The following is a 25,036-nucleotide window of genomic DNA, read 5'->3' on the forward strand; positions in this document are numbered from 1 at the left end:
TCGAAGGGCGGGTTGAGTGAAATATACCCGCACCAGCGAGGGAATCCTCCTTATGTGGCCTTCGGGATCGCGTCGATCAATCGTCTCGTGTAGGCGTCGCGGGGCCGCGCGAACAGCTCCGCCGTGGGCGCGCTCTCGACGAGTCGGCCGTGCTCGAGCACGGTGACCTGCTCGGCGATCTGCCGTACGAGGCTGAGGTCGTGGGAGATGAACAGGTACGTCAGCTCGTCGCGGTCGCGCAGTTCCATGAGGAGGTCGATGATCTGCGTCTGCACCGTCACGTCGAGCGCGCTCGTGGGTTCGTCGAGAACGAGCACCTCGGGGCTGAGGGCGAGGGCGCGCGCGACGGCGACGCGCTGGCGCTGTCCGCCGGACAGGTCGTGCGGGCGGCTGTCGAGCACCGTGCTCGGGAGGGCCACGTGGTCGAGCGCCGTGGCGACGCGCGCCGCGCGTTCGGCGGGTGTGAGCTTCGCCGAGAGCGAGATGGGTTCGTCGAGCAGTTGCCGAACCGTGAAGCGCGGATCCAACGCGGACAGCGGGTTCTGGTACACCATCTGCAGTCGCCGCGCGAAGCGGTTGGCGACCGGCGGGTGCTGAGGGAGCGCGCGGCCGGATACCGTCACGGCGCCCTCGTCGAAGGATTCCAGCCCCGCGACGATGCGCGCGAGGGTCGATTTCCCGGATCCGGATTCGCCGACGAGCGCGTGGACGCTGCCCCGGTGCACGCGCAGGTCGACACCGTTCAGTGCCGGCCGCGGCGAGCCCGGGAAGGTCTTCACGATGCCCGCGACCTCGATCGCCGCATCGACCGCGGGGTCGACGGGGCGGAGCAGGTGGGCGTAGCGGTCGGGGCTCAGGGCGGGGGCGTTGGCGAACAGCTCGCGGGTGTAGTCGTCCTCGGGGTGGGACACCACCCGGTCGGCGGGGCCCTGATCGACGACGACGCCGTCGTGCAGCACGGCGATGTCGTCGGCGCGCTCGCGCGCGAGCGCGAGATCGTGCGTGATGAGCAGCACCGCGAGTCCGAGCTCCTCCCGGAGCTCGCCGATGAGGTCGAGGATCGTGCGCTGCACGGTGACATCGAGCGCGCTCGTGGGCTCGTCGGCGATCAGCAGTTGCGGCGAGCCCGAGATCGCGATCGCGATGAGCACGCGCTGCAGCTGGCCGCCCGAGAGCTCGTGCGGACGGAGGTCGAGCTTGTGGGCCGCGTCGGCGATGCCCACGCGGGCCAGCAGCTCCGCGGCGCGCACCGCGCGCTCGCGGCGCGGGACCCCGTGGCGCTTCAGCTCTGCGTTCAGGCGCGATCCGATGGTCTGCAGGGGGTCGAGCGAGCTCAGCGGATCCTGCGGGACGAAGCCGATCTCGCTCCCGCGCAGCGGGCGCCAATCGCGATCGCGGAAGCGGGTCACGTCGCGGCTCGCGAGGGTGATGGATCCGCCGGTGACCTCGCCGCGCCGCGGGAGCAGGCCCGCGGCAGCGAGCGCGATCGTCGACTTTCCGGATCCGGACTGGCCAACGAGGGCGAGGGTGCGTCCTCGGGATACCGAGAGGGTGACGCCGTGCACGACCTCGATGAGCCGGTGGGCGGGGCGATACGAGACGCGAAGCTCGCGGACTTCGAGCGCCGTGGTGGTGGGCGCGTCGACGGCGGTGCTGGGTGCGATGGTCATGGGCGTGCTCCCGTGCGCGCGGCGGTGATCAGTGTGCTGAGGCGGCTGACCGACAGAACGGTGAGGATGATGACGAGTCCAGGCAGGAGCGTGAGCCACGGCGACGACGCGAGGTATTCGCGCCCCTCCGAGACGAGCATGCCCCACTCGGGCTGGGGCGGCGGTGCTCCGTAGCCGAGGAAGCTCAGCGCCGCGATCGCGAGGATCGAGGATCCGAACTGCAGCGTCGTCATCGACAGCACGGGCCCCCACGAGTTGGGGAGGACGTGGCGAAGGAGCAGTCGCACGGCATCGACGCCGAGGTGGCGCGAGGATTCGACGAAGGTCAGCGCCTTCACGCGCAGCACCTCGGAGCGCATGAGCCGGGCGAAGGTGGCCACCGATGCGATTCCGACCGCGATGGCCGCGTTGATGGATCCGAAGCCGAGGGCCACGACGATCATCATCGACAGCAGGAGGCCGGGAATCGACAGCAGCACGTCGACGATGCGGCTGATGACGGCATCGACGCCCCGACCGAAGTAGGCGGCGATGAGGCCGAGCAGCGTTCCCGCCCCGAGCCCGATCGCGACGGCGATGGCGGAGGCCAGGAGGGTGCGGCTCGTGCCGTGCATGACACGCGAGAAGAGGTCGCGGCCGAGGTAGTCGGTGCCGAAAGGATGGGCGAGGCTCGGCGCCTGCAGCGTCTGTCCGGGCGCCGCAGCCAGGGGGTCGTAGGGCGTGAGCACGCCCGGGATCGCGATTGCGACGACGAGCAGCGCGAGCACCGCGATGGCGGCGATGTCCCAGCCGCCCACGACGCGCGTGCGCCGCGTGCGGGCCTTCGCCTCGGCGATCACGTCCGTGACGGTCATGCGATCACTCCTTCGGCCGCGGGGACGGCATTCCGGCGGCGCTTCGGCCCGGCCAGGCGCGGGTCGATCAGCGGATACACGAGGTCGGTGATGAGGTTGACGGTCGTGAAGACGATCGACACGAACATCACGACGGCGAGCACGACGGGGCCGTCCTGCGAGCGCACCGACTGCTCGGTGAGGAAGCCGAGGCCCGTGCGCGAGAAGATCGTCTCGGCGATGACGGATCCGGCGAGCAGCTCGCCGATCGTCAACCCCAGGAGGGTGACGGCGGGGATGGATCCGTTGAGGAGCACGTGGCGGCCGATGATCGATGTTGGCGCGGTGCCGGACGCTCGCAGCACGGTCACGAAGGGCTCGTTCGCGGCGCGCGTGAGCGACTGGATCAGCACCTGGGCGATCGCGGCGCTGCCACCGATGCCGAGGGTGATCGCCGGCAGGAGGAGAGACTTGAAGCCCTCGTCCCGGATCGAGGAGAACCACCCGAGCTGGTAGGCGAACACCTGCAGCAGGATCAGGGCGATGAGGAAGCCGGGCGTCGCGTGGGCGAGCGTCGGCAGCGTGCTGACGAGCTTGCGCACGGGCTTCCACGGGGCGAACACACCGACGAGTGCGACGAGGAGCGCGAAGGCGACCGCGAACACGAGCGCGAGGGCTGCAAGCGTGACCGTCTCGCCGATGCCCTGCGCCATGAGCTCGGACACGCTCCGGCCGTTGGTGAGCGAGTACCCGAGATCGCCCTGCAGGATGCGCGTCACCGAGGTCCAGAACTGTTCGAGTGGCGGCCGGTCGAGGCGGTAGTAGTTCAGGATCGCCTGCGCCTGATCCTCCGGGATCGGGTTCTGCGGGTTGTTGATGCGGCTCTCGATCGGGTCACCGGGCAGGAGGAACAGCACGGCGTAGACGAAGACGTACGTGAGTGCGACGACGAGCAGCGACTGCCCGATGCGCTTGATGAAGGCGAGCGGAGTCATCGTCACTTGTTCTCGGTCCACGTGTCGTAGAACGTGGGGCGAGCCTCGTAGGTCGTGGAGAAGTCGTGGACGTAGGGCTGCAGGCCGAACACCTGCGTATCGTCGAGGATCGGCAGCGCGTAGGCCTGCTCGATGACGTGCCGCTGGATCTCGCCGACGACCTGGGCGCGCTCTTCGTCGCTGGTCGCGTCGGCCTGCGCTTCATAGAGTGCGTCGAGTTCGGTGTCGGGCTCCGCCAGGCGGAAGCCGTTGGTGTTCTGCGAGTGGTAGTTAACGTTCTGGCGCACCCAGGCGTCCGCCTCGGGCCAGCCGTTGCGCCGTGCACCGATCGCCGGATCCTCGAGGGTCGCGGAGTAGTTGGCGTAGTCGGTCTCCTTGATGACGAGCTCGACGCCGATCTGCTCGAGCTGCCACTGGATCAGCTGGAACAGGGGCTTCGCGGTGCTGTCGAACACGTCCACGTAGGTGAGGATGCTGAGGCGCTCCCCATCCTTCGTCCGGAAGCCGTCGGCGTCGCGCTCGGTCCAGCCCGCCTCGTCAAGGAGTGCCGCCGACTCGTCAGGGTCGTACGCGAATTCGTCGGAGAGGTCGACGTAGCCGAAGGTGGTGGGCGTGACGATGCTCGTCGCGATCTGCCAGTTGTCGGTGTAGAGGTCGTCGAGGATCTGCTGGCGGTCGATGCCGTGCTGCAGCGCCTGGCGGACGCGGACATCGTCGAGGAACGGCGCCGACTGGTGCAGCTGCCAGGCGTTCACGTTGCCCGCGCCCTGCACGCCGAGGACGGTGATGCCGGCGGCCTCAAGCCCGGCCTCTTCGCTCGGCTGGATGTAGCGGATGACGTCGGCTTCCCCGGAGCGCAGCGAGCCGAGGCGCACGCTGTCCTCCGTGACGGGGATGATGACGATCTCGTCGAGGTATGCGCGGCCCTCGTGATCGGCGCTGCCGGGGGCCCAGTCGTAGTCGTCGCGGGCGGCGAGCACGATCTCCTCGCCGTACTTCTCGGATTCGACGACGAAGGGACCCGAGCCGATGATGCCGGTCAGCTGAGACTGGGCCTCGAGGCTCGCCTCGATGGTGGCGTCGGCGACAAGCGAGGTGCGCCAGAACGAGAGGACGTTGAGGAACGGCGCGTAGGGCTCTTCGAGCGTCACCGTGACGGTCTGCGCGTCGTCGTCGTGGGTGATCTCGGAGACGGCGGGGAACCAGTTGTTGGCGGGGATGCCGCCGTCGGGGTCGCCGTTCGCCTGCCATTCGAGGTTGCGCGCCACGTTCGCGGCGTCGAGCGGGGTGCCGTCGCTGTAGGTGACGCCGCCGGTGATATGGAACTCGTACACGAGGCCGTCGTCCGAGACCTTCCAGGTGTCGGCGATGTAGGGGCCGATCTCCCCGGTCTCCGGGTCGCGGTCTAGTAGGCGGTCGGTGATGTTCGTGACGTACGCGCTGTCCTGCCACGTGCCGCTCGACTGCAGCTGCGTGTTGCTGGAGAGCTCGGCGTCGAGGTAGACGAGGGTGCCGCCCTCCTTGTCGGTGCTGGATCCGGAGGCGGCGGGCGTCTGCGCCGCGCACGCCGTCATCGACATCCCGGCGGCGAGGGTCGCGGCGATGACGAGGGTGGTACGGCGAAGCGCGGTGTTCATGGGGGTCCTTAGACAGGGGGAGGACGGATGGAATTGGGGATATGCAAGCAGGTGGTGAGGCCGCAGCGCACGTGTGTGTCGTCATGCGTCGTCGTGTGTCGTCACATAACGCCGCATGGCGTCACACAGTCGCGCGGACCGGCGCTTTCTCCCTACAGTCGGGCGTTATGACTGCAACGATCTCCCGTCCCGAGACCCTCGAGGAGTTCGATCGCGCCCTCGATGAGCTGCTGATCGGTATCGCGTCCCGCGCCGTCGAGCGCGAGCAGAGCCACACGCTGCTGTACGAGGAAGTACGGGCGTTGCAGGCGATAGGATTCGGATCGGTCCGACTCCCCGTCGAGTGGGGCGGACTGGGTCTGAGTTTCGAGCAGCTCATCGAGCGGCTCATCCTCGTTGCCTCCGCCGACTCGAACCTCGCGCACCTCTACCGCGGCCACATCGCCGTCGTGGAGGAGATCGTCGCCGGCTACGACGACGATGAGGCCAATCGCGGGGCGTGGATTCATCGGATCGCGCGCGGCGAGTTCGTCGGCAACGCGCAGTCGGAGAAGCAGGAGACGGGCGACATCACGACCCGCATCGAGCGGGAGGGCGACAGCATCCTCCTCACGGGCCGCAAGTACTACACGACCGGCAGCATCTACGCGGACTGGATCCGCCTGGCGGCGCTCGACGGCGAGACCCGCGTCGGCGTGACCGTGAGCACGCGGGATCCGGGCGTGCAGTCGATCGACGACTGGGATGGCTTCGGCCAGCCCCTGACCGGCACGGGAACGACGACCTTCGACCGGGTGGCCGTCGACCCCGCGGACATCATCGTGTCGGGGGAGAACCCCGCGCGCGGCAACCACATCGCCTCGGTGTTCCAGCTCATCCTCCTCGCGGCGGCAGCGGGAATCGGGCGCGCCGCGCTGCGGGACGCGGTCGAGTTCGTCCGTCCCCGCAGGCGCATCTTCGGCTTCCCCGGTGAGACGCCCCCGCGGGAGGACACTCTCGTGCAGGAGACCATCGGATCCGTGAGCGCGCGCGCCGACGCCGCGGTGCGTCTCGTCGTGTCCGGGGCGCGCGACGTCGACCGCGCCTCCGAGCGGTACGCCGCGGGCGATCAGGACGCGTACGCCGATCTGATCCTCGACGTCTACCGCCTGCAGCAGATCGTTGCCCCGCTCGTGCTCGACGCGGCGACGGAGATCTTCGAGGTGGGCGGCGCATCCGCCGTGTCGACGAAGGCCGCGCTCGACCGGCACTGGCGCAACGCGCGCACGGTTCACTCGCACAACCCCGCCGCGCAGCGGCGCCGCGTCGTGGGAGACTTTGAACTGAATGGAACTCGCCCGGAGTTCCGGGCGCCCGGCGCGCCCGCCGCCGAGAAAGAAGCAGTAACCGCATGACCGAGAAGAAGAAGCTCATCGTCAATCTGTTCGAGATGAACACGGTGAGTCACATCACGCACGGTCTGTGGCGGCTTCCCGGCAACCGCCGGCACGAGTTCAACGACATCGAGTACTGGACCGAACTCGCGCAGATCCTCGAGGACGGCAGCTTCGACGGCGTGTTCCTCGCCGACGTCGTCGGCGCGTACGACACGTTCCGCGGCGGCCCCGAGACCGCGATCCGCGAGGGCCTGCAGATCCCCAGCAACGACCCGCTCCTCGTGATCCCCGCGATGGCGGCGGTGACGAAGCACCTCGGCTTCGGGGCCACGTTCTCGACGACGTACGAGCCGCCGTTCGCCTTCGCGCGGCGCATGTCGACGCTCGATCACCTGACCAAGGGCCGGGTCGGCTGGAACATCGTCACCTCCTACCTGCCCAACGCGGCGCAGAACTTCGGCCTCGACGGCGAGATCCCCAAGGCCGAGCGCTACCAGAAGGCGGACGAGTACCTGCACGTGCTCTACAAGCTGTGGGAGGGATCCTGGGACGACGACGCGATCGTGCGCGACGCGGCGAGCGGCGTCTACACGGATCCGTCCAAGGTGCGCTACATCAACCACGTCGGAGACCACTTCAAGGTGAAGGGCCCGCACCTCTCGTCGCCGTCGCCGCAGCGCACCCCCGTGCTGTTCCAGGCCACGGGGTCGCCCGAGGGCATCGCCTTCGCCGGCCGCCACGCCGAGCTCGTGTTCACGGGCGGGCAGACGAAGGAAGACTTCCAGCACAACGCGCAGGAGATGCGCGACGCCGCTGTCTCGCAGGGACGCGGCGCCGACGACATCAAGTTCATCGTGCAGGCGGGCGTGATCGTCGGGCGCACCGAGGAGGAAGCGGCCGACAAGCTGCGCACCTACCAGGAGTTCAAGAGCCTCGACGGAATCCTCGCCCACTCGAGCATGCCGATCGACCTCACGGCATACCCGGCCGAGACGGCGATCGACGACATCGCCGCGCAGCAGAGCGACCCTGCGATCCTCGCGCGCCTGAAGGGCTTCGCGGGCCTCACGGCGGGCGAGGCGCTCGCTCGGATCCGCAGCGGCCGTGAGGGACGGTTCTTCGTCGCGGGAGCCCCGAAGGTCGTCGCGGACGAGATCGAGAAGTGGCTCGACGAGGACGGCGTCGACGGGATCAACCTGCGTCAGTACCATTCCTTCGACACGGCCCGCGATTTCGCGGAGCTCGTGATCCCCGAGCTGCGCCGGCGCGGCCGGATCCGCGAGGACGGCGAGCCGACCACGCTGCGGAACCGACTCTTCGGCCGCGGCGACCGCCTGCCGGAAACCCACCAGGGCACCCGCTACCGCGGCGGCGCCAACCTCTGACTCCGCCGCGGCGGCGCCCCGCGCCCCCGCACCCGCCCACCGCGCCCTCCCGCCGCCTCGCGCTCACTGCACCCGCCCACCGCACTCGCCCACCGCGCCCTCTTAGGGTGCCCGTGGTGCGCCCCGTCACCGGGACCCGTTCAAATGACACCTTTCGGCACTTGACGGCCCCGCAACTAGCCAGAAGTGTCATTTGAACGGTGGCTGGGGGCGTCTCGGCGTCGGCGGGGTGGTGGCGCCAGCGTGCGGCGGCGGTGGCCATGAAGCCTATCCAGCCGTGCAGCATGCGGGCGCGCCGGCCTGAAAGGATGGATCCATGACGATCCACGAGTTCTCCCTGCGCGGGCTTCGCGTGCGCGACATCACTCTCGAGGTCCCGCTCGACTGGACGGATCCGGCCGGCGCTCGCCGCATCGATCTCTTCGCCCGCGAGGTATCGAAACCGGGAATGCAGGACGCCCCGGTCCTTCTGTTTCTGCAGGGCGGGCCCGGCGGCAAGGGGCCGCGCCCCGCGCCGGAGGGCGGCTGGATCGGCGAGGCGCTGAAGACCCACCGCGTGCTGCTCATGGATCAGCGCGGCACGGGCCGATCGACGCCCGTCGACCGCGCGTCGATCGCGGGACTCCCCGGGGAGGCGGCGGCCGAATACATCCGCTGCTTCCGCGCCGAGCAGATCATCGCCGACGCCGAACACCTCCGCCGCGAGGTCTACGGCGGTGCACCGTGGCAGACGCTCGGCCAGAGCTACGGAGGCTTCCTCACGCTCAGCTACCTGTCGTTCGCGCCCGAGGCACTGACGGCCTGCTATGTGACGGGCGGGATCACCTCGATCGCCCCCGACGCCGAGGAGATCTACCGCAACACGCTGCCGCGCACGGCGCGGAAGACGGCGGAGTTCTATCGCCGCTACCCGCAGCACATCGACACCATGAAGACGATCGTCGACCTCGTCGAGAACGACGAGGTGCGCTTGCCGTCGGGCGACCGGCTCTCGGCCCGGCGCCTGCAGACCCTCGGCATCGATTTCGGGATGTCGACGGGCTTCGAGGGATTGCTCTGGCTACTCGATGAGGCGCTTCTGCCATCGGGGCGGCTGAGCGACGCCTTCCTCGCGGGGGTCGATGCGCGCACGCAGTACTGGGGCAATCCGCTCTACGCGATCCTGCAGGAGGAGATTTACGCTTCGGGTCCCGGATCCGCCGGCTGGGCCGCGCACAGAGTGCGGGCCGAGCTCGGCGGCTTCGAGGCCGACGCCGACGGGCCGGTGCCCTTCACGGGCGAGATGTTCTTCCCGTGGCAGTTCGACGAGATCGCCTCCCTGCGTCCCTTCCGCGACGCGGCCCTCGCCCTGCACGAGCGCACGGATCATCCGGAGCTGTATGACGCCGCCCGGCTCGCGCGCAACGAGGTGCCCGTCGCGGCGGCGATGTACTACGACGACATGTTCGTGCCGATCGAGTTTGCCGAGGCGACGCGCGACGCCGTGCCCAACATGCACCTCTGGATCACGAACGAGTTCGAGCACGACGGCCTGCGTCAGGAGCCGGAGATCGTGCGGACCCTGATCACGAGGGTGGAGCAGGAGGGCGGCCCACTCGCCCGCTGAGTCGCCAAAACCCAGCGCGAACGACGATGGCCCGCTCCCTTTGGGGAGCGGGCCATCGTCGTGAGGCGGGATCAGTCGTCGCCGCGAAGGATCGCGAGCATCCGCAGGATCTCGATGTAGATGAACACGACGGTCGCGAGGATGCCGTAGGCGGCCGTCCAGGCGAGCTTCGCGGGGGCGCCGTTGCGCACGCCGCGCTGCACGGCGTCGAAGTCCAAGACGAGCATGTACGCGCCCATGAGCACGACGGCGATGCCGATGATGAGGCCGAGCGGGATGCCGGCGATCGTCATGGAGCGCAGGCCGAAGGCCATGCCCTCGGGCAGAACGCCGAACATCATCAGACCGACGTTGAGCAGCGAGAAGACGGCATAGCCGATCATCGCGATCATGACGATCTTGGTCATCTTCGCCGAGGCGCGGATCTTGCCGCTCGCGAACAGCGCGAGGGTCGTGCCGATCACGGCGATGGTGGCGAGCGCGGCCTGCACGACGATGCCCGGAGCGAAGGTCTCGAAGAACGCCGAGATTCCACCGACGAACAGACCCTCCGCGACCGCGTAGGCGAAGGTCAGGGCGACGGGCGCCTGCTTGCGGAACGCGATCACCAGGCTGATGACGAGCGTGCCGAGCGCGCCGACGATCATCGGGATGAGGTTGAAGTTGGTCGCGGTGCTCGCCGAGAGCGATCCGCCGAGCGTGATCACCCAGCTGAGCGCCGCCGTGGCGAGCATCACGGCGAACAGGATCACGGTCTTGACGATCGTGTCCTCGTAGGTCATGCGACCCGTCTGCGGCGTGCCGGCTGCGGGGGCGGCGTACATGCCCTCGAGCTGGGCCTGCTCGCCGACGGTGGGGGTGAACTGGGGCGCCTGCTGCGGCGCGAGCGGCGTCGCGTAGCCGCCCTGTCCCTGCGGTCGCTCGTTGGTAAAGTACGGGTTGGTGAATCCGGCGCTGGCCATTGCTGTGGTCACACTCCTGAATCGGTGGTGTCGCGAGGGTCGCGAGTACTCACAGGATATGCGCGGATTGTTATGCATGGGCTGTGTTCACCTGGCCTTTTCTCCCACGGCGTAGTCTGGCGCGATGATTTCCCTCATCGGTCACCGCGGTGCGAGCGGATACCGGCCGGAGCACACGCGTTCCTCCTACGAGCTCGCGATCGCCCAGGGCGTCGACCTGATCGAGCCCGATGTCGTCGCGACGAAGGACGGCGTTCTGGTCGTGCGACACGAGAACGAGATCTCTGGGACGACCGACGTGGCGGCGCGGCCCGAGTTCGCGCACCTGAGGACGACGAAGTCGTTCGCGGGGCACGAGTTCAGCGGCTGGTTCACGGAGGACTTCACCTGGGAGGAGCTCCAGCTCTTGCGCTGCACGGAGCGGATCCCCCATCTCCGCCCCGATAGCGCCGCGTTCGACGGCGAGGAGCGGATCCTGTCGCTCCGCGAGGTGCTCGACATCGCTCGCGAGGGCGGGGTCGGTGTCGTCGTGGAGATCAAGCACGCCCCGTACTTCTCGGCCATCGGCCTCGACCTTGCGCCGCTCGTCGCGCGCGAGCTGCGGGCGGGCGGCTGGCAGGATCCGGGGAGCGGCCGGCTCGTCGTCGAATCCTTCGAGGAGTCGGCCCTGCACGCGGTGCGGTCTGCCGGAATCGAGGCCGAGCTCGTCTACCTGCTCGAGGACGAGGGCGTCGCGCTCGACCTCCGCCTGACTCTCGGATCCGATGCGCCGAGCTATCTCGACCAGCTCGGCGACATCGCGGCGCTCGCCGGGAGGGTCGACGGGATCAGCGTCGCAAAGTCGCTGCTCCTGGATCCCGCCGCGCCGGCCTTCGCCGCCGAGGCGCGCGAGCGCGGCCTCGAACTGTTCACCTGGACCGCTCGGCCCGAGAACGCCTTCCTGGAGGAACGCTTTCGCGGCCGGGGGAGCGCCGCCGAATACGGCGAATGGCGCGCCGAGTGGCGCGCCATTCGCGAGGCGGGCGTGACGGGCGTGTTCGCGGACCACCCCGATCTCGCCCGGCAGGTGTTCTAGCCGAGCACGTCGTCCCAGAGGCCCTCAACGGCGTGGGCGGGGCCGCGCTGGCCGGCTCCCAGCTGGAACACGTCGCGCATCTGCGCCTCGGCGCCGATCCCGTCGCCCTCGACGATGTAGTCGGCGAGGTGGGTGAAGTCGTCCGCCATCTCGTCGGCGTCCTTGATGAGGGGGAAGGTGCCTCGGAGGTTGCGGGTCACCTGCAGCCAGGCGTCGGCCATGACCGTCGCGAAGAGCGCGTTCCCGCTGTGGCCGGCGAGGTACGTGCCGAGCTGGAAGTTCGTCTCGTAGGCCTTCTGCGCGTCGCTCGTGACGGCGCGCGCCACCTCGCGCGCCAGCTCGGCGGCCTCCGCGCGTTCTTCCTCGTTCATCCGCGGCAGGGCGAGACGCAGGCTGATGCCCAGCTGGTAGCCCAGGAACTCGAGCGACTGAGCGGGCATCTCGGGCGTGACGCCGGTGACGCGAGTGAACCTGCTCGCGACCATCTCGATGAGGCCCTGGCGCTCGAGCCTCTGGAGAGCCTCTCGCACGGGCATCCTCGAGACGCCGAGCTGTTCGGCGAGGTCGCCATCGCGCACGCGCTGGCCGGGGGCCAGGGTGCCGTCGACCACGGCCTCACACAGTTTGTCGTAGACGACGTCGGCGAGTCGCTTGGGCTGAAGGTCCATGTTGTATCCGCTTCGTTCCACAGGATCCCCCAATGGGATAGTTGTTATCGAGATGATACTTGTCGTTGATTATGCGCGTGCCGAGGTCCGCGCGATCCGATCGATTGTCAGCGGTCTCTCATAGACTCGGATCCGCCATGGCTGATTCATCCAATGTCTCAATGTTCACCGATCGTGACCCGCTTCTCGAGGGGCTGAACCCTCCTCAGCGCGACGCCGTCACGTATCGCGGCCCGGCGCTGTTGATCGTCGCGGGAGCGGGATCGGGGAAGACCCGGGTGCTCACGCATCGCATCGCGTCGCTGCTCGAGTCGCGCGAGGCGTGGCCGAGCCAGATCCTGGCGATCACCTTCACCAACAAGGCCGCCGGCGAGATGCGCGAGCGCGTCGAGCAGCTCGTGGGGGAACGGGCGAAGGGGATGTGGATCTCGACGTTCCACTCGGCCTGCGTGCGGATCCTGCGGCGAGAGGCCGATCACTTCGGGTTCACGAAGTCGTTCACGATCTACGATTCGGGCGATGTGCGGGCGCTGATGAAGCGCCTCGTGAAAGAGCATGAGGCCGAGGCCTTCGGCCTGACGCCCGCGGGGGTGCAGAGCCGCATCTCGAAGCTCAAGAACGAATTGCAGGACGCCGACTCGTTCTCGCGCCAGGCGAACACGAGCGATCCCGCGGAGAGGGTGTTTGCCGCGATCTTCCAGGATTACCAGCGTCAGTTGCGCAAGGCGAACGCCTTCGACTTCGACGACCTGCTCGCGCAGACGGTCTTCCTCTTCCGCGCGTTCCCTCAGGTCGCAGATAAGTATCGTCGCCGGTTCACGCACATTCTGGTCGACGAGTATCAGGACACGAACCACGCTCAGTACCAGCTGATCCGCGAACTCACCAAGCCCGTGCAGGGCGAGACGATGGATCTCGGCGGGGGAATGCTCGCGATCATGCCGGAGGACGAACCCCAGGGCGCGTCGCTCACCGTCGTCGGCGACTCGGATCAGTCCATCTACGCCTTCCGCGGCGCCGACATCCGCAACATCACCGAGTTCGAGCGCGATTTCCCCGGTGCGAAGGTCGTGCTGCTCGAGCAGAACTATCGCTCGAGCCAGAACATCCTCGATGCGGCGAACGCGGTGATCCGCAACAACTTCGACCGCAAGGACAAGAAGCTGTGGACCTCCGAGGGCGAGGGCGCGCCCGTCGTCGGCTTCACCGGCTACTCGCAGCACGACGAGGCGCAATTCATCGCGGACGAGATCGAAGCGGTGCGGCGCCAGGGCGTCGACTACAGCGACATCGCGGTCTTCTACCGCACCAACTCGCAGTCCCGCGCGCTCGAGGAGATCTTCATCCGCTCGGCGATCCCGTATCGGATCATGGGCGGCACCAAGTTCTACGACCGCGCCGAGATCAAGGACGCGCTCGCCTATCTCATGGCCGTCGTGAACCCGGCGGACGAGCTCGCGGTGCGGCGGATCCTGAACCGCCCGAAGCGGGGCATCGGCGCGGTGACGGAAACGAACATCGCGCGTTTCGCGGCCGACAACGACATCAGCTTCCGAGACGCGATCGGCCACGCGGCGGAGATCGGCCTCGGGCCGAAGATCCGCGGCGCGCTCGACCAGCTCGACGGCGTGCTGCGCGAGGCGCAGGCGATTCTGCTCCCTGAGGGCGAGGACGCCAAGCCGACGTCGGTGACCGAGGGTCTGCAGATCCTCCTCAACAAGTCGGGCTATCTCGACACGCTGCGCCGCTCGCGCGACCCTCAGGACGAGGCGCGCGTGGAGAACCTCGACGAGCTCGTCGCCGTGACCCGCGAGTTCGCGCGCAACAACCCCGAGGGGACCGTGGTCGACTTCCTTACCGAGGTCGCGCTCGTCGCCGATAGCGACGACCTCGACGATTCGACCGGGACGGTGTCGCTCATGACGCTGCACACGGCGAAGGGGCTCGAGTTCGACACGGTGTTCCTCACGGGCGTCGAGGAGGATCTCATTCCCCACCGCATCTCCGCCGGAGAGCCCGGCGGCCCGCAGGAGGAACGTCGACTGTTCTATGTCGGCATCACCCGTGCCCGCAAGCGCCTCTATCTCTCCCTGGCGATGACGCGGGCTCAGTTCGGCGAGGTCTCCGCGGCGATGCCGAGCCGCTTCCTGCAGGAGATCCCGGCCGGTCTGATCGAATGGCGCCAATCGCCGGGCGATGTCAACGGGCGAGGAGGCACGCAGTCGCGGGCCCTCAACGCGAACCGTCCCCGGGGGGAGAATCGTTGGGGCGTGAAACCGCTCGAGAAGAAGGCCCCCTCGGCGGCGCTCAGCGAGTTCACGAACCGCGTCACCGGCAAGGTGCGCGACAACGGCGACCTCGAGCTGGCCGCCGGCGACCGGGTCCGTCACGACGACTTCGGCGAGGGCACCGTCGACCAGGTCACGGGCGTCGGGGCGAAGCGCATCGCGCACGTGCGCTTCGACGAGGTCGGGCCGAAGAAGCTCCTGATCAAGGTGGCCCCGATCGAGAAATTGTGATGAAGTGAGCCTCGATTGTGCCGGCTGCGCCGCGCCGCCGTACGCTGGGGCATATGGGTCTGTTCTCGCGTAAGAAGAAGTCCGAGAGCTCGGAAGACGAGCTCGTCGACAACACCGGTGTTGCCGAAGAGTCCGCGGCCGCCGAGGAAGCGGCCCCGGAGTCTGCGGCTGCGCCCGAGGATCAGGCGACGGGCGTGAACATCTCGTTCTCGGCGTTCCAGGGCGTCGGGGCGAACTCTGGCCCCGAGGTGCTCTCACCCGAGCAGGAACTGGCCCAGAGGAAGAAGCGCGCGGAGGATCTCGCGAAGGCCGGTCCGGATGCGTTCACCCGACCGAAGCAGCAGCCGGCGCCGAGTCCGCAGGCGGCACCGACGCCGAAGCCGGCCGCCGTGCGCGAGCTGCCGCTGGCGCCGGCCGCGCCCCCGGCACGCCTGGAGACGATCAAGGGCCTGCGCGACAACGCGGTGCTCCGCGACGCGCTCGCGGCGATGCCCGAGAAGCCCACGCCCGCGCAGTTGCTGGGCGTCGCGCGTCAGCTCATGCAGGGGCACCTCTTCCTGCGCGTGGCGGGCGATGTGCGCGAGCAGGTCGACGAGAACGGCAAGGCGACCCTGCAGTATGGTGTCGCGACGGCGGGCGAGAAGAACTACATGCTGGTCTACAGCTCGGGCAAGGCACTGAGCGAGGCCGTGAAGGCCGACGGCAACGAGAAGACGTCGGCGGTGGCGCAGCCCGTTCCGCTGATCCTCGCCCACATGATCGAGCGCGGCTTCGACGGCCTCATCATCGATGGCGCGTCCGGGAAGTCGCGTATCGTGCTCCCGCGCGAGGTGATCGAGCGCGCGCACAAGCAGGCGGATCCGCGCATGCGCGTGAAGTCGGCGCTCGCGCAGCCGCGCGACGCGGAGACGCCGAAGCGGATCGCGAAGATCCTCGCCGAGCAGCCGCCCCTCTGGGTCGCGGTCGGTTCCTCGCCCGGCGACGGCGAGGGGGAGCAGAAGATGGGGATTGCCGAGGCGCGCCTCGTCGACGGAACCAGGCTGCTGCAGGTGTACTCGCACCCGCTCGAGATCGTCGCACAGGGGCGCACGGAACGGGCCATGCCCTTCGGCGCCGACAAGATCGCGAAGGTGCTACGCGACCACGAGGACGTCGGCGGGATCCTGATCGACCCCGCGGGCCCGCTCATGACACTCACGCGCGAAGAGCTCGAGCCGATCATGGCGCTGGCCGACCAGGCCCCGGAAACCCCCGACGCCGAGTAGCTAAGCCGTTGAAATGACACTTGTGGGTAGTCCCCGTCACGGGGACTACCCACAAGTGTCATATGAAGGGGAGGGGCTCAGCCCTCCCACGGGCCGTTCGGGTCGCCCGGCGCCTGGTTCCGCGTCCACCACTTCGCGCGGAACAGGTGCCCCTCGTAGGAGACGGTGTCGCCGTCGTCGTATACCCACGAGGCGGTCCACTCACGCGCGTCGGTGCCTGCCACGAGCGCGCCCTCTTCCATCCACGAACCGGTCGCCGTGGATCCCGGGATCTCGTTCTTCGTCCACCACTGCGCGACGTACGTGCGGCCGTCGTAGCTGACCCGGTCGCCGTCATCGTATGTGGTCCCCGCCGCCCAGGCCGGGTCGGCGGGCGATACGGTGACCTCACCGAAGAGGCGCACCTCGGCGACGTTGATGATGTTCCGGTTCGTGAGTCGAAGGTAGCGGTACGACGCCTCGTCGAGGCCCTCGAGACGCTGCCAGCGCGGCGTCGCAATGACGTTGCTTGTCAGCGGAGTCCACGATGTCAGGTCGTTGGATCCCTCGAAGCGCAGACCATTCAGCCGGCTGGTTCCGTACTGATCCTGGCGCACGAGTATGTCCGCCCCCGAGACCCGGAGCGAGGAGTCCACACCGAGATCCCAGACCAGCGACGCCTGAGCACCGACGAGCCGGGTGTCCGAGTGGGTGGCAGCGTCGCCGTCGAAGAGGTTCGCGGCATCGCGGGTGATGGAGGCCGCGGTCACGCCGCCCTCGCCGGTCACAGGAAGGGAGCCGATCACATCGTCGACGAGGCCGTTATTCGTCGAGACGTAGAGCGCGGATCCATCGGTCGTCGAGCTCACCTCGTCGGCGACCGCGCCGTCGTGGGTCACGTGATTGACGGTGAAGGTGAGCGGCGCGCCGGGCGCGAGGTCCGACGGAAGGAGGGCGGTCGCTGCCCAGTCGCCGTCACCGTCGTCGACGACCTCGGCCCGCGAACCCGCGATCGTTACTGCGAGGTCCGAGATCGCCGCGTTCGCGTGCAGCTCGAGGCGCACCTCGTCACCCGCGACGACGCGGCCCTTCAGGGATCCGGGAGCCGAGATCGAGACCGCGTCGATGTCGCCCGTCGCCTCGTGGCGCTCGCCGAAGATATGGAACTCGGTGAACTCGACGAGGCCTTGCTTCGTGCCGTAGAGCACATCGGGGAGCGGCTCGAGCAGCTGCACCTTCAGCTGGTGGTAGCGCTTGTCGCGCAACTCGGGCGCGACCTCGAGCGTCTGCTCGTCCTGCGTCATCTCCGTGACGCCGGGTGTCAGCCGCTCCCACGTCGTGCCATCGTTGGAGCCGAAGACGGCCGAGTTCGCCAGCCGATCCTCGAAGATGTTCGACTGCAGCATGAACGACGACGCCGACACGGTCGCGAACGGCCCGAAGTCGAACACGTGAGCGCGATCGACCGCCTGGTTGTACACCGTGCCGGTCTGATTGTCGTCGTCGACGAGGAGTGCCGTGTTGCTTCCCGCCGTCGACGAGGCCAACAGCCCGGGGTAGTCAAGGCTGCCGTCGGCGACGGTCGGCGACACCAGCCGCAGGGCGTCGGCTGCCGCAGTGAGGTCTGCAAGCGCCTGGGGGAAGTCATCGGCACCCGCATCCTCGGCTGCACGGAGAGCCGTGTCGAATGCCTCCTGTGTCGCGCGCGTGTAGGTCGACGTGTCGACGTGCGGCGCCGCCGCTTCCACGATGGCGGCATCGCGATCGTCGGCCGCAATGAACGCGATCGCCTTCGACGCGATGCCGGATCCGTCGTCCGCGGTCACGAGCGCGTCATGCGTCCCGGATGCGCTGGGTGCCCACGAGAGCGTCGTATTGTCGAGAGTCGTGCCGTCGGGCATCGGCTCCACGCGCAGCGCGGACCCGGGGGTCGCGGGGAGGCTGGCGGAGATCTCGGATCCGACCACACCGATGATGCGGGTGGGAGCGGCGCCGAGCTCGGGACCAGTCGTCGCGGGTGCGATGTCGAGTGAGTCGACATCGACGCTCGCGCCGTCGCCGGTCGCGGCGATGTAGACGAGATCCTGCAGGCTCTCGGACGCGTCGAGCGTGACGGTCACCTGCCGCCACTCACCGTTCGTATCGGGAAGCTCGATGCTCTTATTCATGCCGAACGTCAGCTCGAGGCGGGCGGGTGCGTCGGTGCGCACGCGCAGCGCGAAGGCCTTGTTCTTCGTCGAGGCGTTGCGGAACGCGATCTTCGAGCCGTCCCCGGTCGCCTCGAGCGTGACGAAATCATCGGTCGACGTCGTGGAACCCGAGATCGGGGTCCAGCGGTCCTCGATCTCGAGCACCGTGGGACTTGCGATGTGCTCAGGCACCGACGATCCCGCCGCGCTCTCGGGCAGGTAGAGCCAGAAGTCACCACCCGCGTCCGGGCTGTCCCAGGCGCGTGTGACGGCTCCTCCGTAGTAGTACTCGAGGGGGAGCCGCTGCTCGAACGCCGCCTCGAGATTCGGCGCGAGCTCGGTCATGTCCTCGCCGCGCGTGTACGCGTAGTAGTAATAGAGGTCCCACACGCTCGCGGTGTTGTATCGACCGCGGTACGCGTTCGAGATGTGGTCGTAGGTGTCGCGCACGGTGCCGTCGGGATCCATCGAGTAGCCGACCGGCGTCCATTCGGGGTCATGCCCCAGCATGAACGACCAGAAGTAGTCGGCGGCGGCGAGGATCCGGTCGTCGCCGAACTCGAAGGGGCCGACGGCGTCGGGTGCCGTGGAGACGGTGCCCGCGACGGGATCGACCTTTGTGCCCTGAGCCATCATCATGCGCGAGAGGATCGACGCGTTCGTGATGTCGCCTCCGCCGTGTGCCTGGTCGCGCCCCATCTCGACGTGCTGTACGCGGGGTTCGTCGAGCGTCTCGCCGGTCTTGTCGTCGGTGTCGACCAGGCGGAACAGTCGGGAGATGGATCCGTTGAAGCCCTGATTCTCCGCCGTGGAGTTCACGGTGAACCACTCAACGGCCTCGTCGTACCGCTCGCGGTTCTCCGTGAAGATGTACCCCGCCATGGCTCCCAGCAGGGGATAGGTGTGCTGGTTCATGAAGTGGTTCTGGTCGTGCAGGAACGTCTCGGTGACGGGCACGATCAGATTCGTCGTGAACGCTTCGGTGTCGGCCTCCGTCCACGGCGTCTCGTCCGTGGCGCAGCTGCCGTAGCGGAGGATCTCGGCGGCGGTCGTCATCCGATGAAGCGGCACGCCCGTGTGGATATGCGAGTCGGGGAAGACCGCGTACGCCTCCGGATCCATCTGCTCCCAGATGCGGATGATCTCCATCGCGTTGGTGCGGTACTCCTGCTCGCCCGTGATGGCGTAGAGAATCGACTGCGTGTAGGCCTTCAGCCCATCGCCGATGAAGCGCGAGTTGAAGCCCTGAGAGGCGAAGGCGGTCGAGTCGGGGGTGCCCGGCTGGGTCTTCGACTCGTTGGCCGAGGCAGCGTCGATCGCCGCCGCGGGAGACTTCTTCATATCTTGGAAGTACGAGGCCCATGGCTCCGTGCCCGACGCGATCTGTTCGCGCGCGGTCTCGAGGTTCTCGGCGGTGAGGCCCACGCCGGGATGCGTGAAGCCGGCCTCCGAGACGGTCGTGTCGAACGATACGGTGCAGGTCTCGGCCCCGATCGCGGGCAGCGCGGTCATGGTCACGAGCCCCGCGGCGACGACCGCGCCGGAGGCTCCGATGGCGAGGGCCCGGCGCAGCGCCGCGCGGGGCCGTTGAATGAGTCGCATCCTTATCAACCTTCTTCCTTGATGGTTTCTCGCGTTATTACCGTAGATAACGTTTACTATTTCGACAGAGGCCCGCGTTGATTCACGAGCGGGCCCTACCGCGGCGCCGCGACGGAGTCGCGGACGATGAGTTCAACCGGGAGCACGCCCGCGTCGGCGTGCGGATCGTCGAGCGCCTGGCGCACCGCAAGCGCCCCGAGTTCTTCGTAGGGCACGCGTATGGTGGTGAGCGCCGGGCTGAGGTCGCGCGCGGACGGAACGTCGTCGTATCCCGTGATCGAGACGTCCTCCGGGCATCGCAGGCCGTGCTCGTGCAGGGCGTCGAGCACACCCATCGCGACCTGGTCGGTGCCGCACAGCACAGCGCTGAACGGCGGGCGGGATCCGACAGGAACGATCTCGCGCAGGTGCGCGAGAAGCGCCTCGCGCGCGGGCTCGCGATCGAAGGACGTTTCGATCACGCCATACTCCTGCGCGGCGCCCGCGGCGAGTGCGGTGCGGAAACCGCGGAGGCGCTCGGAGGCCGTGCCTCCATTCGGCGTACCGGGCATCAGCAGCACGTTGCGGTGGCCCTTGTCGACGACATGCGCCGCGATCTGGCGCGCGCCGCCCTCGTTGTCGTAGCGGATGTCGATCGCGTCGTCACCGTGGTCATCGAGGGTGCGCGGGCCGCAGAAGACGAGGTGCTTTCCCTCCTTCGCGAGGGTTTTCGCGTGCTCCGCCATGCGATCGTGATGCTCGCGACTCTCCCAGGATCCGCCCGGAAGAATCACCGCCTCGACCCCCTGCCGCCGCATGAGTTCGACGAGTTCGAGCTCGCGATCGGCGGCGCCGCCGGTCGTGCCGATCAGGCAGATGCGACCCCGGTCTCGGGCCTCCGATTCGACGCCCTGTGCGAGGGCGGCGAAGGACGGGCCCGTAATGCTCCCGAGCAGCACGGCGACGGGCGCAATATCGACCCCGCGCAGCCGCTGGGCATTCGGGTTCGCCGAATAGTTCAGTCGCGCCACGGCGGCCTCGACGCGTTCGCGCGTCTTCTTCGCGACCGGATAGTTTCCCGCGATGACTCGCGACACCGTCGCAATCGAGACACCGGCCTCGGCGGCGACATCGTGAATGGTAGATGCCACGGGGCTCCTTCGTGCGAAACGGTCCAGATCAACAATCTTATGAGCGGCCGACGACCTCGACGGCGGAGACATCGGCGTACCGGTCGCGGCGGTCGAGATCCTCGGCGCGCAGCCCCAGGAACATCTCGGTGACGCGCGGCACGGATCCGTCGGGGTGCCTCTCCCTCCCCGCGGCCGCGTGGGTGCGCGTCGCGATGACATACCCCTTCCCGACGCGCGCGATGGACGGACCCGGGGTGGATCCGCGGCGGATCGGGTTGTCGGTGCCGGCCATGGGAGATCCCTAGACGAGCGCGCCGGCGAAGCGCAGGAGCGCGGTGACCGAGGCGCGGCCGAGGTCGCGGATCTCCGTTCCCATGGCACCCGCCACGTGTGGGGTGAGGTACACGTTGGGCATGTCGAAGAGCGGGTGACCGGCGGGAAGCGGATCCGGTTCGGTCACATCGAGCACCGCGCGGATCCTGCCGGTACCGAGCTCGGTGACGAGCGCGTCCTGATCGACCAGTGCGCCACGGGCCGTGTTGATGAAGGTCGAAGAATCCGGCAGCGCCGCGAGCACCTCGGCCGAGATCATGCCGCGCGTGGTGGCGATATCGGGAGCGTGAAGCGAGAGGATCCGGCTCTGCGCGGCGAGGCGGGTGAGCTCGGTTTCGACGCGCACGCCGAGCTCGTCCGCGTGCTCCGCGGTGAGGAACGGATCGTAGACGGCGACCTCGTGCCCGCGTGCGACGAGACCCTCGATCACGAGCCGGCCAATCGTCGACGCCCCGACGATACCGACGGTTGCGCCGCCCAGGCCCGCACGCGGATACTCGATCTCGCGGTCAAGGAACCGCTGCTCGGCGCGGTATTGACGCTCCGCCCAGAACACGTCTTTCGCGGCGAGCGTGATCATGGCGAGAGTGAAATCCGCGACGGGCACCGCGTTGACCGCCTTCGCGTTCGCGGTGTAGATGCCGCGTTCGATGGCTAGCGGTTCTCCGCCGAACCCGCCCCCGAAGTGCACGATCGCCTTCAGCTTCGGCATTCGATCGAGATCGGCGGCGGTGAGATCGGACGCCCCCCAGCCCATGAGGATCGCATCGATGCCGGCCGGGTCGTCGAAGTCGGAGGCGCGGGTGACCGCCGCCCCGTCGAGGGCGAAGAGTCCGGAGAGCGCGGCGCGCTCGTCGGCGCCGAAGGCGAATCGCATTCGTAGCGGATCCATGAGGAATCCGGCGCGCATCATGCGAGTTCTCCGATCGTCCATTCGTCACGCCACGCGAGCGTGGCGGTCTCGCCCTCGATGACGAGGGGGAGCACCACCGTCTTCGAGCGGAAGAGGTCGTCCGGTAGCCAGCGATCGCCGATGAAGACGAAACCGTCCCCCGCGGGCAGGACGACGCTCACCTGCGTGTCGAAGGTCCGCGACCCGACGGGCGCGAAAGGGCTCCAATCGGTCCACGGTCCCTCGAGTGCCGTCGCCGACGCGTGCATGTTGTCGTTCAGGCTCCAGCCCGTGAGGTCGGAGCCGAAGAGGTGGTATCTGCCGTTCGCCTTCACGAGCGTCGGAGATTCGTAACCGATCTCCGGGTTCCTCTGCTGTCGTAGCGTCACGACGATCGACTCGACCGCGAGGTAGTCGTCGCGCAGACGATAGATGTGCAGGCCGTTCTCGCGGTCCTCCGACAGCAGGTAGCCGACGCCGTCCTCCTGGAAGACACCGATGTCGCGGCTGAGGTTGCCGAGCGGTCGCTCCGAACCGATGTAGCGGTAGGGGCCCTCCGGGCGTTCGGCGATCGCATAGCCCACGCGGGCAGCCGAATAGTCGGCCGATTCGACGTGCAGGAACATGATCCAGATCCCGTCGGGGCGTCGCAACACCTTCGGGCGCTCGATGATGCGGTCGCCGGCGAGATCGCCGTCGCCCTCCTCGAGTGCGTTCCCCTCGAAGCGCCACTCGTCGAAGTCGCCGGTGGAATAGCAGGCCACGGCCGTGAACGTCGGCCCGGAGGTCTTGTCCTCGCCCCACGCGAACCAGCGCTCGCCGACGCGCTGCACGCCGACTCCGTGGAGCTGAGCGATACGGCCTCGGTCGTCGAGGATCTCGGATCCCGGACGGATCATGCGGTCACCTCCGAAGCGAGCACGCGCGCCGTGGGGCCGGCGAGCGTCGTGACGACGGTGTCCCCCGCGTCGTGGCGTACGCCCCACCCTTCGGAAGGGAAGACCTGCGCGAGCGCGCCCGGCAGCCGGATCTCCGACGCGGCCTCCGCTCGGTCCCAGACGAACACGATCGTGCGGTTCGCTCCTGCGAGCCCCAGGCACACCTGCTCCGCGTCCCACGCGGGCAGACCGAGCGGCCAGAACGGTACCGCCGAGAAGAGCTCGTCGCGCAGGTCCTTGTGCAGCTCCACGGCGGCGGACACCTGCTCGCGTTGTGCGGCACTCAGCCGGTTGAGGAAGCCCGAGAGGTACAGACGCCCCGACAGGCCCGTCACGAGCGTGAAGGCGGTCTCCTCCGCGCTCATCTCCGCGGCGGGGTAGGCCCAGTTGCCGCACTGCTCGGGCAGGATCGACGCGGGTGCGCTCGCGGCGATCGGCGGGTACAGCAGCGGATCCTGTTGATCGGACGTCGACTGGATGTGTACGGACGAGAGAAGGCCGTAGTCGGCGCGCATCGCACCCGAGGCGCAGTTCTCGATGAGAAGGTCGGGGTGGCGGCTCTGCACAGTCTCGAGCCAGCTGCGGTAGGCCCGGGCATGACCGAGCAGACCGTCTCCCGCAGCCGTCGCGTCCCGTTCGGTTCCCGCGCCCGGGTTGATGTTGTAATCGAGCTTCAGGTAGCTCACGCCATGGACGGCGATGACGCCGTCGATCGCCTCGTCGAGGTGCGCGCGAGCGGCCGGGTGGCGGAAGTCGAGGTGATACCGGTCGTGCTCGCGCACGCGCTCGCCGAAGCGGGTGAAGAATGCCTCGTCCGGCAGCGACCCCGCGAGCGGGCTGTCGACGCCGATGACCTCGGGCTCGAACCAGATGCCGACACGCATGCCCTGCGAACGGATCGCCTCGACGATGCGCGCCAGCCCTCCGTCGGGAAAACGGTCCAGGGCCTCGCGCCACTCGCCGACGCTCGACCACCAATCACCGTGGTTCGGTGAGGCGAACCAGCCGGCATCGAGGCAGAAGACCTCGGCTCCCGCCTCGGCGGCACCGCGAATCAGCGGCAGCAGCACGTCGGTCGTCGGGTTGCCCATCGTGGTGTTCATGAAGTCGTTGTAGACGATGGGCAGGCCGGCGTCTCGCGCACCGGGCCGCAGGGTGCGACGATAGCGGGTCAGCTCGGCGAAGGCACCGTCGGCCCCCTCGTCGGAGATCGCGAGCGCAGCCGGGACGAGTGCGAACTCGTCGCTCGGCGCGAGGCGATGCGCGAACTGGTGCTCGAGATCCGTTGGACCGAACAGTCCCACGATGGCGCCATCAGCCACCTGCGAGAGGTCGACATGCCATCCGGCGCTCGACTCGATCTGCCACGCGAACGCGGCGGATCCGTCGGCGAGCGCGCCGACGGGAAGTCGCTCGCCCGTCGACCAGGATCCGTGGCTCGTGAGCGCGACGCGCGAGCGTGCGTCCTGCGCGTGGATCGTGTGGTCGATATAGGGAAGAAGATCCTTGAGATCACGCGTGCGCCAGCGGTTCTCGGCCAGCCACTCGCTGCGGGCGTCGAGAAGGCGGGCGCGCTGGATCGACGACTCGCCTTCGCCGAAGCCGACGACCGCGGAAGACGCCGTCGTGAGCACCACGTCGCGATCGGAGACGTTGCGGATCCTGGTCTCGACCCGCAGAACGCGAGCAGCGTGCGGGGCGGAGAGGCGCGTCCGGGTCTCAAGACCCGAGAGCTCGTCTCGCTGAACGATGGTCACGACGTCGCAGGTGTCGCCGTCGACTCGCTCGGATCCGATCACGCGCAGGCGCTCGCCGACGGCGGAGCGCACGTACGCCTGGCTCGTGCGGGCGCGTTGTGCGGTCGCGGTGAAGACCTCGACGACGGCCACGCCATCGCGAAGCGGGCCGCCCGCGAGCGAGAGAGGGCGTTCGTCGGACCAGCTCAGCCGGAAGGAACCGAGCGCGATCGAGCGGCGGGGAGGGGCAAGAATGTCGGTCAC

Annotated in this window: 18 protein-coding genes; 6 read left to right on the plus strand and 12 right to left on the minus strand. The window is 68.4% G+C overall.

Annotated features, from left to right (window positions below; translation table 11 throughout):
* Positions 1-50 precede the first annotated feature (50 nt).
* Genes IEX05_RS09205 through IEX05_RS09220 form a run of 4 tightly spaced genes read right to left on the minus strand, consistent with a single transcriptional unit; the run spans position 51 to position 5,135 of the window.
* Positions 51-1,670, minus strand: coding sequence for a dipeptide ABC transporter ATP-binding protein (locus tag IEX05_RS09205; RefSeq protein ID WP_188701141.1), 1,620 nt, complete (start codon positions 1,668-1,670; stop codon positions 51-53).
* Positions 1,667-2,524 (minus strand): ABC transporter permease, encoded by an 858-nt coding sequence (locus tag IEX05_RS09210; protein WP_188701143.1) that lies wholly within the window; start codon positions 2,522-2,524, stop codon positions 1,667-1,669. The genes IEX05_RS09205 and IEX05_RS09210 overlap by 4 nt, the downstream gene beginning before the upstream one ends.
* Positions 2,521-3,498 (minus strand): ABC transporter permease, encoded by a 978-nt coding sequence (locus IEX05_RS09215; RefSeq protein WP_188701144.1) that lies wholly within the window; start codon positions 3,496-3,498, stop codon positions 2,521-2,523. Before IEX05_RS09215 ends, IEX05_RS09210 begins: the two co-directional genes overlap by 4 nt.
* Positions 3,499-3,500: 2 nt before the next feature.
* On the minus strand, positions 3,501-5,135 hold the full coding sequence (locus tag IEX05_RS09220; RefSeq protein WP_188701145.1) for an ABC transporter substrate-binding protein: 1,635 nt from the start codon (positions 5,133-5,135) through the stop codon (positions 3,501-3,503).
* Between the two features lie 167 nt (positions 5,136-5,302).
* Between IEX05_RS09220 and IEX05_RS09225 the strand changes: the two genes are divergently transcribed.
* The 3 genes from IEX05_RS09225 (at position 5,303) to IEX05_RS09235 (ending at position 9,502) form a co-directional block, all read left to right on the plus strand.
* Positions 5,303-6,529 carry an acyl-CoA dehydrogenase family protein gene (locus IEX05_RS09225; protein WP_188701146.1) on the plus strand — a complete coding sequence of 409 codons (1,227 nt, stop codon included), beginning with the start codon at positions 5,303-5,305 and terminating at the stop codon, positions 6,527-6,529.
* Positions 6,526-7,896: an LLM class flavin-dependent oxidoreductase gene (locus IEX05_RS09230; protein ID WP_188701147.1), complete on the plus strand. Its 1,371-nt coding sequence runs from the start codon at positions 6,526-6,528 to the stop codon at positions 7,894-7,896. The genes IEX05_RS09225 and IEX05_RS09230 overlap by 4 nt, the downstream gene beginning before the upstream one ends.
* A gap of 316 nt (positions 7,897-8,212) precedes the next feature.
* A complete protein-coding gene (locus IEX05_RS09235) occupies positions 8,213-9,502 on the plus strand; it encodes an alpha/beta fold hydrolase (RefSeq protein ID WP_188701148.1) in 1,290 nt (429 codons plus the stop codon).
* Between the two features lie 71 nt (positions 9,503-9,573).
* Here the strand turns inward: IEX05_RS09235 and IEX05_RS09240 are convergent, their stop codons facing one another.
* Positions 9,574-10,464, minus strand: a complete 891-nt coding sequence (locus IEX05_RS09240) for a Bax inhibitor-1/YccA family protein (RefSeq protein ID WP_188701482.1) — start codon at positions 10,462-10,464, stop codon at positions 9,574-9,576.
* Between the two features lie 124 nt (positions 10,465-10,588).
* On the opposite strand from IEX05_RS09240, the gene IEX05_RS09245 reads away from it, so the two are divergent.
* Complete coding sequence (locus IEX05_RS09245) at positions 10,589-11,539, plus strand: glycerophosphodiester phosphodiesterase family protein (RefSeq protein ID WP_188701150.1); 951 nt, start codon at positions 10,589-10,591, stop codon at positions 11,537-11,539.
* Here the strand turns inward: IEX05_RS09245 and IEX05_RS09250 are convergent.
* Positions 11,536-12,207 carry a GntR family transcriptional regulator gene (locus IEX05_RS09250; protein WP_188701152.1) on the minus strand — a complete coding sequence of 224 codons (672 nt, stop codon included), beginning with the start codon at positions 12,205-12,207 and terminating at the stop codon, positions 11,536-11,538. The two genes, IEX05_RS09245 and IEX05_RS09250, sit on opposite strands and share 4 nt — an antisense overlap.
* 161 nt (positions 12,208-12,368) lie before the next feature.
* On the opposite strand from IEX05_RS09250, the gene IEX05_RS09255 reads away from it, so the two are divergent.
* Both IEX05_RS09255 and IEX05_RS09260 read left to right on the plus strand, forming a co-directional pair.
* Complete coding sequence (locus IEX05_RS09255; RefSeq protein WP_188701153.1) at positions 12,369-14,726, plus strand: ATP-dependent helicase; 2,358 nt, start codon at positions 12,369-12,371, stop codon at positions 14,724-14,726.
* Positions 14,727-14,779: 53 nt separating this feature from the next.
* Positions 14,780-15,991: an SseB family protein gene (locus IEX05_RS09260; protein ID WP_188701155.1), complete on the plus strand. Its 1,212-nt coding sequence runs from the start codon at positions 14,780-14,782 to the stop codon at positions 15,989-15,991.
* 77 nt (positions 15,992-16,068) lie between these two features.
* Here IEX05_RS09260 and IEX05_RS09265 read toward each other — a convergent pair whose 3' ends face one another.
* From IEX05_RS09265 to IEX05_RS09290, 6 genes are all read right to left on the minus strand, one after another.
* Complete coding sequence (locus IEX05_RS09265; RefSeq protein WP_188701157.1) at positions 16,069-19,761, minus strand: carbohydrate-binding protein; 3,693 nt, start codon at positions 19,759-19,761, stop codon at positions 16,069-16,071.
* A 95-nt stretch (positions 19,762-19,856) separates the two neighbouring features.
* Positions 19,857-20,891, minus strand: coding sequence for a LacI family DNA-binding transcriptional regulator (locus IEX05_RS09270; RefSeq protein ID WP_188701159.1), 1,035 nt, complete (start codon positions 20,889-20,891; stop codon positions 19,857-19,859).
* Between the two features lie 37 nt (positions 20,892-20,928).
* Positions 20,929-21,165, minus strand: a complete 237-nt coding sequence (locus IEX05_RS09275; RefSeq protein WP_188701161.1) for a hypothetical protein — start codon at positions 21,163-21,165, stop codon at positions 20,929-20,931.
* Positions 21,166-21,174: 9 nt separating this feature from the next.
* Positions 21,175-22,119, minus strand: coding sequence for a hydroxyacid dehydrogenase (locus IEX05_RS09280; protein WP_229661237.1), 945 nt, complete (start codon positions 22,117-22,119; stop codon positions 21,175-21,177).
* Entirely contained in the window at positions 22,116-22,997 is an 882-nt protein-coding gene (locus IEX05_RS09285; RefSeq protein ID WP_188701163.1) for a family 43 glycosylhydrolase, read from the minus strand. The genes IEX05_RS09280 and IEX05_RS09285 overlap by 4 nt, the downstream gene beginning before the upstream one ends.
* A complete protein-coding gene (locus IEX05_RS09290) occupies positions 22,994-25,036 on the minus strand; it encodes a glycoside hydrolase family 36 protein (protein ID WP_229661238.1) in 2,043 nt (680 codons plus the stop codon). The genes IEX05_RS09285 and IEX05_RS09290 overlap by 4 nt, the downstream gene beginning before the upstream one ends.

Source organism: Microbacterium nanhaiense (assembly GCF_014646015.1).
GTDB lineage: Bacteria > Actinomycetota > Actinomycetes > Actinomycetales > Microbacteriaceae > Microbacterium > Microbacterium nanhaiense.

Coding starts and splice junctions, on each gene's coding strand:
- IEX05_RS09240 (WP_188701482.1), bottom strand. CDS start 10,464: ATGGCCAGCGCCGGATTCACCAACCCGTACTTTACCAACGAGCGACCG.
- IEX05_RS09205 (WP_188701141.1), bottom strand. CDS start 1,670: ATGACCATCGCACCCAGCACCGCCGTCGACGCGCCCACCACCACGGCG.
- IEX05_RS09220 (WP_188701145.1), bottom strand. CDS start 5,135: ATGAACACCGCGCTTCGCCGTACCACCCTCGTCATCGCCGCGACCCTC.
- IEX05_RS09210 (WP_188701143.1), bottom strand. CDS start 2,524: ATGACCGTCACGGACGTGATCGCCGAGGCGAAGGCCCGCACGCGGCGC.
- IEX05_RS09230 (WP_188701147.1), top strand. CDS start 6,526: ATGACCGAGAAGAAGAAGCTCATCGTCAATCTGTTCGAGATGAACACG.
- IEX05_RS09275 (WP_188701161.1), bottom strand. CDS start 21,165: ATGGCCGGCACCGACAACCCGATCCGCCGCGGATCCACCCCGGGTCCG.
- IEX05_RS09265 (WP_188701157.1), bottom strand. CDS start 19,761: ATGCGACTCATTCAACGGCCCCGCGCGGCGCTGCGCCGGGCCCTCGCC.
- IEX05_RS09260 (WP_188701155.1), top strand. CDS start 14,780: ATGGGTCTGTTCTCGCGTAAGAAGAAGTCCGAGAGCTCGGAAGACGAG.
- IEX05_RS09235 (WP_188701148.1), top strand. CDS start 8,213: ATGACGATCCACGAGTTCTCCCTGCGCGGGCTTCGCGTGCGCGACATC.
- IEX05_RS09250 (WP_188701152.1), bottom strand. CDS start 12,207: ATGGACCTTCAGCCCAAGCGACTCGCCGACGTCGTCTACGACAAACTG.
- IEX05_RS09285 (WP_188701163.1), bottom strand. CDS start 22,997: ATGATCCGTCCGGGATCCGAGATCCTCGACGACCGAGGCCGTATCGCT.
- IEX05_RS09245 (WP_188701150.1), top strand. CDS start 10,589: ATGATTTCCCTCATCGGTCACCGCGGTGCGAGCGGATACCGGCCGGAG.
- IEX05_RS09225 (WP_188701146.1), top strand. CDS start 5,303: ATGACTGCAACGATCTCCCGTCCCGAGACCCTCGAGGAGTTCGATCGC.
- IEX05_RS09280 (WP_229661237.1), bottom strand. CDS start 22,119: ATGATGCGCGCCGGATTCCTCATGGATCCGCTACGAATGCGATTCGCC.
- IEX05_RS09215 (WP_188701144.1), bottom strand. CDS start 3,498: ATGACTCCGCTCGCCTTCATCAAGCGCATCGGGCAGTCGCTGCTCGTC.
- IEX05_RS09255 (WP_188701153.1), top strand. CDS start 12,369: ATGTTCACCGATCGTGACCCGCTTCTCGAGGGGCTGAACCCTCCTCAG.